This is a genomic window from Glycomyces sp. NPDC048151, assembly GCF_043202775.1.
Lineage (GTDB): Bacteria > Actinomycetota > Actinomycetes > Mycobacteriales > Micromonosporaceae > Glycomyces.
The window spans coordinates 209,924-222,049 of record NZ_JBIDBB010000002.1 but is presented as its reverse complement, the minus strand read 5'-3'; the positions used below and the strand labels follow the sequence as shown (position 1 = coordinate 222,049).

At 69.6% G+C, this 12,126-nt stretch carries 13 protein-coding genes; 8 read left to right on the top strand and 5 right to left on the bottom strand.

Translation table 11 applies throughout. The features are described from left to right. Nucleotides 1–23: 23 nt before the first annotated feature. Complete coding sequence (locus tag ACGGCP_RS04435; protein ID WP_392960929.1) at nt 24–389, top strand: hypothetical protein; 366 nt, start codon at nt 24–26, stop codon at nt 387–389. Between the two features lie 157 nt (nt 390–546). Here the strand turns inward: ACGGCP_RS04435 and ACGGCP_RS04430 are convergent, their stop codons facing one another. Beyond that, complete coding sequence (locus ACGGCP_RS04430; RefSeq protein WP_392960928.1) at nt 547–1,656, bottom strand: phosphatidylserine/phosphatidylglycerophosphate/cardiolipin synthase family protein; 1,110 nt, start codon at nt 1,654–1,656, stop codon at nt 547–549. A gap of 250 nt (nt 1,657–1,906) precedes the next feature. Here ACGGCP_RS04430 and ACGGCP_RS04425 point away from each other — a divergent pair, with 250 nt between their 5' ends. The 6 genes from ACGGCP_RS04425 to dapB all read left to right on the top strand — a co-directional run bounded on the left by ACGGCP_RS04425 (nt 1,907) and on the right by dapB (nt 8,322). Further along, nucleotides 1,907–2,146 carry a hypothetical protein gene (locus tag ACGGCP_RS04425; RefSeq protein ID WP_392960925.1) on the top strand — a complete coding sequence of 80 codons (240 nt, stop codon included), beginning with the start codon at nt 1,907–1,909 and terminating at the stop codon, nt 2,144–2,146. Nucleotides 2,147–2,223: 77 nt separating this feature from the next. Continuing rightward, entirely contained in the window at nt 2,224–3,153 is a 930-nt protein-coding gene (locus ACGGCP_RS04420; protein ID WP_392960922.1) for a bifunctional riboflavin kinase/FAD synthetase, read from the top strand. Nucleotides 3,154–3,237: 84 nt separating this feature from the next. Further along, the gene (gene rpsO, locus ACGGCP_RS04415; RefSeq protein WP_392960920.1) at nt 3,238–3,513 is read left to right on the top strand and encodes a 30S ribosomal protein S15; all 276 of its coding nucleotides are present in this window, start codon (nt 3,238–3,240) and stop codon (nt 3,511–3,513) included. Between the two features lie 349 nt (nt 3,514–3,862). Beyond that, nucleotides 3,863–6,292, top strand: a complete 2,430-nt coding sequence (locus tag ACGGCP_RS04410; RefSeq protein ID WP_392960917.1) for a polyribonucleotide nucleotidyltransferase — start codon at nt 3,863–3,865, stop codon at nt 6,290–6,292. Further along, a complete protein-coding gene (locus ACGGCP_RS04405; RefSeq protein ID WP_392960915.1) occupies nt 6,293–7,591 on the top strand; it encodes a M16 family metallopeptidase in 1,299 nt (432 codons plus the stop codon). It begins immediately after the preceding gene. Further along, nucleotides 7,588–8,322, top strand: coding sequence for a 4-hydroxy-tetrahydrodipicolinate reductase (gene dapB, locus ACGGCP_RS04400; RefSeq protein WP_392960912.1), 735 nt, complete (start codon nt 7,588–7,590; stop codon nt 8,320–8,322). The genes ACGGCP_RS04405 and dapB overlap by 4 nt, the downstream gene beginning before the upstream one ends. Before the next feature lie 43 nt (nt 8,323–8,365). Here dapB and ACGGCP_RS04395 read toward each other — a convergent pair whose 3' ends face one another. Both ACGGCP_RS04395 and ACGGCP_RS04390 read right to left on the bottom strand, forming a co-directional pair. Continuing rightward, nucleotides 8,366–9,205, bottom strand: a complete 840-nt coding sequence (locus ACGGCP_RS04395) for a hypothetical protein (protein WP_392960911.1) — start codon at nt 9,203–9,205, stop codon at nt 8,366–8,368. A gap of 99 nt (nt 9,206–9,304) precedes the next feature. After that, complete coding sequence (locus tag ACGGCP_RS04390; RefSeq protein ID WP_392960909.1) at nt 9,305–9,991, bottom strand: LppM family (lipo)protein; 687 nt, start codon at nt 9,989–9,991, stop codon at nt 9,305–9,307. A gap of 105 nt (nt 9,992–10,096) precedes the next feature. Here ACGGCP_RS04390 and ACGGCP_RS04385 point away from each other — a divergent pair, with 105 nt between their 5' ends. Continuing rightward, a complete protein-coding gene (locus tag ACGGCP_RS04385) occupies nt 10,097–10,606 on the top strand; it encodes a DUF2752 domain-containing protein (protein WP_392960907.1) in 510 nt (169 codons plus the stop codon). A 56-nt stretch (nt 10,607–10,662) separates the two neighbouring features. On the opposite strand, the gene ACGGCP_RS04380 is transcribed toward ACGGCP_RS04385, so the two are convergent. Both ACGGCP_RS04380 and ACGGCP_RS04375 read right to left on the bottom strand, forming a co-directional pair. Next, nucleotides 10,663–11,484: a DUF4097 domain-containing protein gene (locus tag ACGGCP_RS04380; protein ID WP_392960904.1), complete on the bottom strand. Its 822-nt coding sequence runs from the start codon at nt 11,482–11,484 to the stop codon at nt 10,663–10,665. 11 nt (nt 11,485–11,495) lie between these two features. Then, the gene (locus ACGGCP_RS04375) at nt 11,496–11,987 is read right to left on the bottom strand and encodes a hypothetical protein (RefSeq protein ID WP_392960902.1); all 492 of its coding nucleotides are present in this window, start codon (nt 11,985–11,987) and stop codon (nt 11,496–11,498) included. Nucleotides 11,988–12,126 lie beyond the last annotated feature (139 nt).

Here is a 12,126-nt window from a genome sequence, read left to right as displayed (position 1 = left end):
ACCCCTTCGAGGAAGGAACGAACATGAAACAGACCTGGCTGACTCGTGCCGCCGTCATCGGCAGCACCGCTTTTGCCGCTGTCGTCATCGCGGCTGCGCCCGCCGCAGCGGCAGACCGACTGATCTCCACCAGCTGGGGCAAGATGACGTATACCGATAGCGGTGACAGCTTCCAAGTCTGCGACACCACGGCGGACGGGCACGGTGTCATCGGAAAGCTTCAATGGAAGAGCTCGACCGGGTCCATTCACACCGTGCTCGCAATCGACGACGGCGGCGACAGCGGCTGCGACACCGGATCGTACGACGTCGTCGCCGAGTTTCAATACCGGATGGTCCTCAGCTCCGAGGGCCGCACCACCGTGTACTCCACGTGGTTCACCGAATAGCACCATGCCGCTTTGCGACTGATCCGAGTGAATTCGCGCAGCGAACCACAAGGAAGTGATGAGGAGTGGCCTCCATCAAGCGGATGGAGGCCACTCCTGCCACATCAGGTGTCGTCCGCTTCGGCACACCCCAAGGGCAGCAGATCGACCGTAAAGCTCAATCGGCGCCGTTCCACAGGGCCTGGAAGTGCTCCAGGTACCGGTCCGCCACGGACTGGTTCATCACCCGCATCATGTTGTCGTCGGAGTGCTTGAGCCCGTTGCCGTTGAGATTGTGGGTCCCGGTCCACACCACCGCGCGGTGCGTGGAGCCGAACTGCGCCTCGGCGACGAGGTACTTGTTGCGGTGCGCGTCGTGCACCCGCACGTTGCTCGACCCGAGCTTGTCCTCGATCCACCCCGGGCTCGCGGTCGGCCCGGTGCGCACCACGACGCGCACCTGGCAGCCGAGCCCCTGGATCCGGTCGAGCTGGGCCCGCGTCTCGGGCCGGTTGGACTGGAAGTTGGCGTGGCCGACCCAGACCCGGTCGCCGTCGTGGCACGCGGTGATCTGGGCGAGCTCCGCCGCGACCGGGTCGGCCGAGCGCGGGAACACCCACGCTTTCGCGAGCGAACCGGTCCTGCCCTTGTTCGCGTCGGTCCAGCCGTCCCAGCTCTTCGCGTACAGCCGGTTCCAGTAAGCGTTGTAGAAGTCGTAGACCGCTTGGTCGCCGTGGACGCCGAGCAGGTTGTGCGCCTGCGTCAGCTGCGAGCCGACGAAGCTGAGGCTCGTCACGAGCACGGTGGGCGAACCGCCCTTCTCGATGAGGAAGAACCGGTTGTGCATGGGGCCCTTGCGGGTGCCGTCCGCGTTCGGCAGGCATCCGGCGGAGCACTGGCGGACCGCGGCCCCGGCGCTCTTCAGCTTCGCGATCACCGCGTCGTTGAGCGAGGGCTTGTCGCTGCGGGTGCCGAAGACGGCCTTGACGTCCACGCCGCGCTTCTTGGCCGCGACCAGGGCGTCCGCTAGCGGCGCGACCTGCTTGTCGAGCGAGAAGTAGTACACGGCGAGCCGGATCGTGTCGCCGTCGCCGGTCGCCTGGACCTGCTTGGTGATCTCGTTGACGATCGCGGTGTCCTTGGTGCCGTTCGGGTTCGTCGTGCACACCGTGAAGCTGCCGGTGCGCCCGCACCCGGTGGCGGCCGCGTCCGCCTCGGTGGCGACGCTTGCGGTCAGGGCCACGAGCAGCACGCCCGCCGCCACGACGGCGAGGATTCTCCGGTTCATGCCGACCCTCCTCAGATCTGCCTTGAGACATGAACATGGCACGGGTTCGGGGCTCTGGCGGGCTTTCGGGCGGCTACCGGACGTTTCGCAAGGTAGGGCGCTCACCGCCTTGTAATTTCCACGAGGGTGAAATGCGGCGGTTGTCAGGCGGATTCCTGGAAACGTCCGTCGGATAGCCGACGTTCTCTCAACAATCAAGGGAGAGGTCCCCACCGCAGTACCGCTTCGACCAGTGCCACCGGGAGTCGTCATGAGCATGAGTGCCGCAGAAGACCTGCCAGAGGAGTTCCGCACGACCCTTTCCGAGCAGGCCAGGCAGGACCCGGACCACCTGGAGCCCAAGGTCCTCGCCGAGGAGCAGCCCCGGCTCGCCGAGCCCGCCAGCACCGGATGGCTGTTCATCGGGATGCTCCTGGTGGTGGCCGTCGGCGTGCTCCTGCTGCTCATCTTCGCCTCAGGCGGCAACGCGGACCAGTCGCTGATGCTCTAGCGCCGCCGGAACACGCTTGCATCACTGCCGCCCCATCACGATGCCGCCCGGCTTGCGGGAGTGGCAAGATCTGGACCGTGGAAACCTGGCGTGGAATAGACGCGACCCCCGAGGGCTGGCCCGCCTCCGTCGTAGCCATCGGCGTGTTCGACGGGGTGCACCGCGGCCACGCGGCCCTCGTCCGCACCGCAGTGAAGGCCGCGGCCGAACGCGACGCCCGCTGCGTCGTCGTCACCTTCGACCCGCATCCGACCGCCGTCGTCGCGCCGCACGCGATGCCCGCGCAGCTCACCAGTATCGACCGGCGTATCGAGCTGCTCGGCGCGCTCGGCGTCGACGCGGTGTGCGTGCTGCCGTTCACCAAGGAGCTCTCGCAGCTGAGCCCCGACTACTTCGTGCGGCACGTCCTCGTCGGCGGCCTGCACGCCAAGGCCGTCGTCGTGGGCGAGAACTGGCGCTTCGGCCACAAGGCCTCCGGCGACGTCAAGAAGCTCGCCGAACTCGGCGAGGAGTTCGACTTCGAGGTGCTCCCGCAGACCCTCACCGCCGACGATGAAGCGTTCTCCTCGACGCGCGTGCGCGGCCTCATCGCCGAAGGCGACGTCGCGGGCGCCGCCGACGTGCTCGGGCGCGACTACGGCGTCGAAGGCGTCATCGTCCACGGCGCGGGCCGCGGCGGCACCGCCCTCGGGTTCCCGACCGCGAACCTCGACATCGCCGCCGGGACCGCGATCCCGGCCGACGGCGTCTACGCGGGCTGGCTCCACCGCGACTCGCACCGCCACGCGGCCGCGATCAGCGTCGGCACCAACCCCACCTTCGACGGCACCGAGCGGACCGTCGAGGCCTACCTCCTGGACTTCTCCGGCGACCTCTACGGCGAGGCCGTCCGGCTCGACTTCACGGCGCGCCTGCGCGGCCAGATCGCCTTCGACGGGATCGAGCCGCTGATCAAGCAGATCGAGACGGACGTCGCAGACACCCGCCGGGCTTTGGACCTGGGCTGACGCCCTGTTAGCCTGGACAGGTTGTTCAATCGACCAGCCTGCACGACACCGCGGGTTGGCCGCAATCACGAAAGGGTGTTCGACATGGCGCTTGACGCTGAAAAGAAGGCCGCGATCATCAAGGAATACGCGACCAGCGAGGGCGACTCGGGTTCCACCGACGTCCAGGTCGCGATCCTGACGACCCGCATCCGCGAGCTCACCGCTCACGTCCAGGTGCACAAGCACGACCACCACTCGCGTCGTGGTCTGCTCCTCCTGGTCGGCAAGCGCCGCCGCCTTCTCAAGTACCTGAAGAAGGAAGACATCGCGCGCTACCGCGGCCTCATCGAGCGCCTCGGCATCCGCGACAACGCCTAACCAAGGCTTGCAGAGGGAGCGTCCCGACAGGGGCGCTCCCTTTCGCGTACCCCGCCGCCTTCCAGCGGCGGGGTGCCGGTCCCGGCTCACTTTTGCTTCGCCTGTGCCGTCACGTCGGCCGGATAACGTAAGGTGGGTTTCGAGCAACACGCTCGACCGCAGCGCCTCCCAGCGGGGCGCCGCGCGGCACGCCAGAGACCGCCCCGGTCCTCGGTAGTGGCATCCGGAACGTCCCGCACGAAGCGGGGCCGAGCTTCCGAGTGCTTCGATCGAAGACCGGAAAAGCGCGCAGGCGAGCCGCATTCCGAACTACGCAGCTCACTGAACTGCATAAGGAGATCGACACTCTATGTCCGATAACGAACGGACACCCGAGGCCTACAACCTCGGGGAGCACCACGCCACGGCCGTCATCGACAACGGCGCGTACGGCACCCGCAAGATCGTCTTCAGCACCGGCCGCCTGGCCAAGCTGGCCCAGGGCTCCGCGATCGTCCAGATGGACGACACCGTGGTCCTCTCCACCACCGCGGCGTCGAAGAACCCGAAGGACCACTTCGACTTCTTCCCGCTCACCGTCGACATCGAGGAGCGGATGTACGCCGCCGGGCGCATCCCCGGCTCGTTCTTCCGCCGCGAGGGCCGCCCGAGCGAGAACGCCATCCTCACCTGCCGCCTCATCGACCGCGGCCTGCGTCCGTCCTTCGTGTCGGGTCTGCGCAACGAGGTCCAGGTCATCGGCACGATCCTCGCGGTCGACGCCAAGGACGAGTACGACGTGGTCGCCATGAACGGCGCCTCCATGTCGACCCAGCTCGCCGGCCTGCCCTTCTCGGGCCCGCTCGGCTCCACCCGCATCGTCCTCATCGACGGCACCTGGGTCGCGTTCCCGACCCTGGAGCAGATCGAGAAGGCCACCTTCGACATGGTCATCACCGGCCGCGTCCTGGAGTCCGGCGACGTCGCGATCATGATGGTCGAGGCCGAGGCCACCGAGAACACCATCAACCTCATCGCCTCCGGCGGCACCAAGCCGACCGAGGAGATCGTCGCGGGCGGCCTCGAGGCCGTCAAGCCGGTCATCGCCGAGCTCGTGCGCGCCCAGGCCGAACTGGCCGCGGTCGCCGCGAAGCCCGTCGCCGACTACCCGCGCTTCCTCGACTACCAGGACGACGCGTACGCGGCCGTCGAGGCGGCCGTCACGGCCGAGCTCGACCAGGCCCTGCAGATCGCCGACAAGACCGAGCGCCAGGACGAGCTCGACCGCGTCAAGTCGCTCATGCTCGAGAAGCTCGGCGCCGACTTCGAGGGCCGCGAGAACGAGCTCGGCAACTCGCTGCGCTCGCTCACCAAGAAGCTGGTCCGCAAGCGCGTCCTCACCGAGGGCGTCCGCATCGACGGCCGCCTGGCGGCGTACATCCGGCCGCTCGCGGCCGAGGCGGGCATCCTCCCGCGCGTCCACGGCTCGGCCCTGTTCGAGCGCGGCGAGACCCAGATCATGGGCGTCACCACGCTGAACATGCTGCGCATGGAGCAGGCCATCGACACGCTGTCGCCGGTCAGCAAGAAGCGCTACATGCACAACTACAACTTCCCGCCGTACTCGACCGGTGAGACCGGCCGCGTGGGCTCGCCCAAGCGCCGCGAGATCGGCCACGGCGCGCTCGCCGAGCGCGCCCTCGTGCCGGTGCTGCCGAGCCGCGAGGAGTTCCCGTACGCGATCCGCCAGGTCTCCGAGGCGCTCGCGTCGAACGGCTCGACCTCGATGGGCTCGGTCTGCGCGTCCACGATGTCGCTCATGAACGCCGGCGTGCCGATCAAGGCCCCCGTCGCGGGCATCGCGATGGGCCTCATCTCCGAGGAGGTCGACGGCGAGACCAAGTACGTCACGCTGACCGACATCCTCGGCGCCGAGGACGCCTACGGCGACATGGACTTCAAGGTCGCCGGCACGCCCGAGTTCGTGACGGCCCTGCAGCTGGACACCAAGCTCGACGGCCTGCCGTCGGACGTGCTGGCCCAGGCGCTGCAGCAGGCCAACGACGCCCGCCACGCGATCCTCGACGTCATGCTCGACGCGATCAGCGAGCCGGGCGAGCTGGCCGCGACCGCGCCGCGCATCACGACCCTGAAGATCCCGGTCGACAAGATCGGCGCGATCATCGGCCCGAAGGGCCAGACGATCAACCAGATCCAGGACGACACGGGCGCGGACATCACCGTCGAGGACGACGGCACGATCTACGTGTCGGCGGAGAACGGCGAGGCCGCGGCCGCCGCGGTCGAGACCATCAACTCGATCGCGAACCCGACCCTCCCGAACGTGGGGGACCGGTTCCTGGGCACCGTCGTCAAGACGACCGACTTCGGCGCGTTCATCTCGCTGACGCCGGGCCGCGACGGCCTCCTGCACATCTCGAAGGTCGGCGACGGCAAGCGCGTCGAGCGGGTCGAGGACGTGCTCAGCGTCGGCGACAAGATCGAGGTCGAGATCGGCGACATCGACAACCGCGGCAAGATCTACCTGGACAAGGTGTACCCGGAGGGCCAGGAGCCCGAGGGGTACAAGAAGGGCCGTCCGGCCGAGCGCAAGGAGTCGCGCGGTGACCGGGGCGACCGCGGTGACCGCGGCCCGCGCCGCGACCGCGAGCGCGGCGAAGGCCGCGGCGGCGACCGCGGTGAGCGCGGCGGCGACCGGGGCGAGCGCGGTTCGGGCGACGGCGAGCGCCGCCGCCGCCGCACCCGCCGCAGCGACGAAGGCGGAGGCTCGGAAGAGTAGATGAGTCGTCCCCAGACTCACACGCTGATTGACGATCCGCTGGGCGGCACGGTCCGAGTGACCGTGCTGCCCGGCGGTTTGCGTGTGCTCACCGAATCCGTCCCGACCATGCGCTCCGCTTCGGTGGGCGTGTGGGTCGGCGTGGGCTCCCGCGACGAGTCCCCCGAGCTCGCCGGCGTCTCGCACTTCTTGGAGCACCTGCTGTTCAAGGGCACTGAGAAGCGCACGGCCACCGAGATCGCCGAGGCCGTCGAGGCCGTCGGCGGCGAGTCGAACGCGTACACGGCGCGGGAGCTGACCTGCTTCTACGCGCGCGTGCTCGACGACGACCTGCCGATGGCGGTCGACGTCTTGGGCGACGCGATGTGCAACTCGCTGGTGACCCCGGCCGACGTCGAGGTCGAGCGCGACGTGATCCTCGAGGAGATCGCCGCGTCCGCCGACGAGCCGTCCGACGTGGTGCACGAGCTGTTCTCCCTGGCGCTGTTCGGCGACGGGGCCCTGGGCCGCGACATCGCGGGCGACCCGGACACGGTCCGGGCGCTCACGCGCGACCAGATCCACGACTTCTACCGGCGGCACTACTCGGCCCCGAACCTGACGGTGTGCGCCGCGGGCGGGGTCGACCACGCCGAGACCGTGAAGCTCGTGGCGGAGGCGTTCGCGCCGATCCTGGGCGGCGCCGAGGTGCCGCGCCAGCGCCGCCACGACGAGGACCTGCTGCCCGAGCCGGTGCCGCTCATGGTCGAGCACCACGACACCGAGCAGGCGCACCTGGTGGTGGGCTGCCGGCTGTTCTCGCGGCACGACCCGCGCAAGGACGCGTTCGAGGTGCTCAACAACATCCTCGGGGGCGGCATGTCCTCGCGGCTGTTCCAGTCGGTGCGCGAGCAGCGCGGCCTGGCGTACACGGTGTACTCGTTCTCGACGTACTTCGCGGACACGGGCATGTTCGGCGTCTACGCCGGGTCGAACCCGGACAAGGTCCACCAGGTCCGGGACCTGGTGCTGGCCGAGCTCGCGAAGGTGGCGGCCGAGGGCGTGACCGAGGCGGAGCTGCGGCGCGGGCAGGGCATGAGCAAGGGCGGCATGGTCCTCGCGATGGAGGACTCCGGTTCGCGCATGAACGCGCTGGGCCGCTCGGAGCTTCTGTACGGGGAGCACACGAGCCTGGAGAAGGACATCGCCGACATCGAGGCGGTCACGGTCGAGCAGATCAGGGCCGTCGCCGCGGAGATCCTGTCGCAGCCGATGACGACCGTGGCCGTGGGGCCGTTCGACCAGAAGGACTTCGCATGATCAAGGTGGGTGTGCTCGGCGCGCACGGGCGCATGGGCACGGCCGTGTGCGAGGCGGTCGACGCCGCTTCGGACATGGAGCTGGCAGCGACCGTGGGCCGCGACGAGGCCCTGGACAAGCTGGTCGGGGTCGACGTGGTCGTGGACTTCACGCTGCCCGACGTCGTGATGGGCAACCTGGAGTGGTGCGTCGAGCGGGGTATCCACACCGTGGTCGGCGTGTCGGGTTTCGACGCGAAGCGTCTTGACGCGGCGCGGGAGATCCTGGCGGCGGACCCCGAGGTCGGTTCGGTGATCGCGCCGAACTTCGGGATCGGCGCGGTGCTGATGATGCAGTTCGCGGCGAAGGCCGCGAAGCACTTCGACCACGCGGAGATCATCGAGTCGCACCACCCGCGCAAGGTCGACGCGCCTTCGGGTACGGCCGTGCACACGGCGCGGATGATCGCGGCGGCGCGCGCGGAGGCCGGGCTGGCGGACATGCCGGACGCGACGGAGTCGGACCCGCTGGGTGCGCGCGGCGCGGAGGTCGACGGGGTGCGGGTGCACGCGGTCCGCTCGGCCGGGTACGTGGCGAGCCAGGAGGTGCGCTTCGGCGGTCCTGGCGAGCGGTTCGCGATCAGCCACGACTCGCTCGACCGGGCGTCGTTCATGCCGGGCGTGCTCTTGGCGGTGCGCGCGGTCGTGCAGCGGCCGGGTTTGACCGTCGGCATCGACGACCTGCTGGATTAGACGAGATCGCGAAGAGGGCCCGCCGGAAGGCGGGCCTTTTCTTCTATCCCGCGGAGGGGCTCTCGGTGACGGTGTCGTTCTGCGGGGTGGGGCTGGCGCTCTCCTCGGAGCCGCCGGTGCCCGCTTCGGGGGTGGGCGACTCGCTGGGCGTCTCGGTGGTCGCCGTTTCGCTGGGGGAGGTGCCTGCGGACGGCGACTCGGAGGTGGCTTCGTCGCTGGGGCTCTCGGATTCGCTGGGCGCCACGGAGGTCGAGGTGCTGTCGGGGGTGTCGCTCTCGACGGTGGTCTCGATGATCGTGGTCGCGGGGTCGTTGGAGATGAACTTGTCGGGTTCGCCGGTGAGCGCGCCGAGGAGGTAGAGCGTGCCGACGGTGATGCCGAAGACGAGGACGCTGGAGACGAGGATCGCGATGAGGGTCCGCTTGTTGGACTGGGTCCTGGTGACGTGGCCTTCGGGGGCGGGTTCGGCGGGGACCACGATCTCGTCGGTGTTCGCCGCGTCGAGGGCGACGGTCTCGTCGTCGTCCCGGAGCGCTTGCAGCCGTTCGGTGTCGGGGATCTTCGCGGTGGCGGTGGCGTGCCCCGGTTCGAGCTCGACCGTGACCGCCGGGGCCTTGCCTCTGGCGACCGGGGTGAGGGCGGTGATCTGCTCTTTGATCTTCTCGCCGGTGCGGCGCATGGCGCGGAGGATGAGGACGGCGCCGATGGAGGAGCAGACGCTGAGGACGGCGGTGCCGGCGAGGGTGCCCCAGAGGCCGAGGAGTTTCGCGAGGACCGCGCCGAGGACGGTGGCGCCGGCCGCGGCGAGCACCTGGCCGATGCTCAGCTCCATGTTGGGGTCGTGTTGCTTCTGCCCCTTGCTCTTCGACTCGTACTGGGTCACCGGCCCTCCCCCCTGGCGTTATGGATCCGTTATGCCGACAGGCTCACCAGAATACGGGCCGTATGGGAGACGGCTACGGTTTGTGCTGGAGCCAACAGCTCAAGCGGACGGGTTGCCGATGGAGTAGCGGCGCAAACGCCCCCACTGCCACAACCACAGGAGCCCGCACACGACCAGCGTGAACGCGATCCCGGCGAGCAGGAACGCGAGACCGTCGTTCTCGACGGCGGTCGCGGTGAGGTCGTACTCCTCGCCGGGGGTCATGGTCCAGGTGACGGTGCGGCCGTCGAGGGTGCCGTTGTGCTCGGTGACGCGGGCGGGGAAGTCGACGCTGAGGAGGATCTCGGCGTCGTCGAACGCGGCCGGGTCGAGGAATCCGGCGGCGCGCAGGTCCCAGTGGCTCTCGAGGGTGTACTTGCGGTCGGTGTGGTCGAGGCGGAGGTAGCCCCATTCGTCGCCGCCGAACTCGGCGAAGTCGGTGAGCGGGCGGTCGGTGAAGGTGGCGGTGGCGCCGGTGTAGCCGTCCTCGGCGTAGGGGGTGCGCTCGGTGCCGGGGACGCCGTCGAGCAGGGCGTCGAGGAACGCGTCGAGCTGCGCCTGGTCGAGGCCGGCGTCGTCGGCTTCGGCGACGAACGCGTCGCTCCACGCGGCGGTGAACTCGCCGCCCACGGTGTCGTCGGGGCGGACCTGGAGTCCCAAGTTGAGCCGGAGGCACCCGGACGTCGCGAAGAGCAGCCCGAGCGCGGCGACGGCGACGAGCACCCGGCGAGAAAGCAGACCCAGCATGCCCCGAGCCTAGGCCCGGAAAAGCGCCCATTCGGCGCTTTCGACCGAGTCGAGCGGGATCCGGAGTGTCGCGGGTTCCCGATAGGCTGTCAGGGAGGAGGCGATGTGTGCGCAGTCGATGAAGCCGCTCTGGCGAACGAGCCCGGTCAGGCCCCGCCGGAGCCGAAGCGCCGCAACCCGGTCCAGCGCTGGGTCGCCGGGGTCACCGGGCATCCCGCGTTCGCGCCGCTGGCGATCCTCGGCTGCTTCTCGGTCGCGGCCGCCGGGATCGTCGTCACGAACCCGACCGACAACACCGGCCCGAGCACCTGCCTGTTCAAGATGGCCACCGGCTTCGACTGCCCCGGCTGCGGCGGCACCCGCGCGTTCTACTACCTCCTCACCATGAACCTGTCCGAAGCCGCCCGCCACCACGTCATGGCCGTCTTCGCCGCCCCGTTCATCGTCTGGATGTACCTCGCCTGGGCCCTGCCGCGCCTCGTCACGCGCCGCACCTGGCGCCTCCCCACCTTCCACCTCACGCCCGGCGCGCTCACCGGGTTCCTCATCGTCTGGGGCGTCTTCTTCATCGCCCGGAACCTGCCGTGGGAGCCGTTCAGCTTCTTCTACGTATGAGAAAAGACCCGGCCGCCGCGGCGACCGGGTCCTCTCGTGGGTGTTGCGTTCAGGCTTTACGCGTAAGCGCTCGCGCGGTGCAGGTAGATGTCGCCCGACACCGAGCGCGCCCGCACCTCGAGGCTCGTGCCCGTGCTCGACGGCGCGGGCGACGTGTCGCCCGTGGCCAGCTCTGAGGTCACCGAGCCCGCTTTGGCGTCCAGGTCGACCCAGATGTCGGTGCCCGGCACGACGCCGAGGCTGATCCGGCCCGAGACCGTGTTCGCCCGCACCGAGCCCGAGCGCAGCGCGCTCAGCTCGATCCCGCCCGAGAGCGTGTTGACGTTCGCGTTCGAGTCGACCCGCTCGGCCGTGATCGAACCGGCCACCGTCTTCGCGGAGAAGTCCCCGCCGACGTGGTCGGCCCTGACCTGGCCCGAAGCGGTGTTGGCCCGGAAGTCCTCGACCGCGTCGATGACGCTGATCGAGCCCGAGACGGTGTTCGCGCGGACGCTGGTCGCGTTCTCCACGGTCGCCGACCCGGCGACCGTGTTGATCGAGACCGCGCCGAGCTTGCCGTGCAGGCTGATCGGCGCCGAGGTCGTCTTGACCGAGATCTCCGAGCGGATCGGCACCTTCACCGCCAGGTGCACGCCGATCTCCTTGCGGAAGAACCAGTTCTGCGCCTTCTCGGGAGCGATCACGCGCAGGTGGCCGTTCTCGAACTCGACGCGCGCCAGGTCGGCGGCGTCGGCGTCGCCCTCGGAGCGGCGCTGCGCGGGCTTGACCTCCACGAGCACCGTGTTCAGCTCGTGGGCGGTGACGGTGACCGAGCCGTCGGCGAGGGTGATCGCCGCCGTGACCGGCCCGTCATGGGTGAATTCGGTGTACTCGTTCATGCTCGGTGCTCCTAAGCCCTGGCGTAGCCGGTGATGCGCTGGCTGTACTTCGCGCCGGCGGGCTGGCCCGAGGTGCGCGAGGCGTGGACGGCGTTGTTGATCGCGCGCACCAGCCAGGCGTTGACCGAGGCGCCGTCCGAAGAGGCCGCCTTCTCGACGTCCTCCTTCAGCGACTCGGGAAGACGCAGCGTGATGCGGGCGACGTCGTCGTCCACCGGCGGGGCCGGAGGCGGCGCGACTTCGGCGGTCTCGCCGCCGCTCACCCGCAGGTCCACTTCCCGGCCGCGCACGCGCAGGTCGACCGACGCCGGCGAGCCGGCCTGGTCGAGCCCCGCGGTGATCTCTGCGGCGGCCTCGGAGAGTGCTTCCATGAGCGCCAGGCGAGCCCCCGCGTCGAGCGCCTCGGACAGCAGTTCAGCGGTCCGCGCGGCTTCCTCGCCACCGGGCGCGGCGGCAGCGGTGAGGCTCCGGCGGAGCGATTCGATATACGGCGTCAAGTCCATGACACCATCATGACATCATCTTTGACGTCTGTCAACCGGCGTCGTGAAACCAGACAGTGCGATCCGAACCACCACCCCCACCCGCACGCCGCCGCGACACCGCCCGCGCCGGGCGCGTGCCGGGCCACACTCCGCAGCC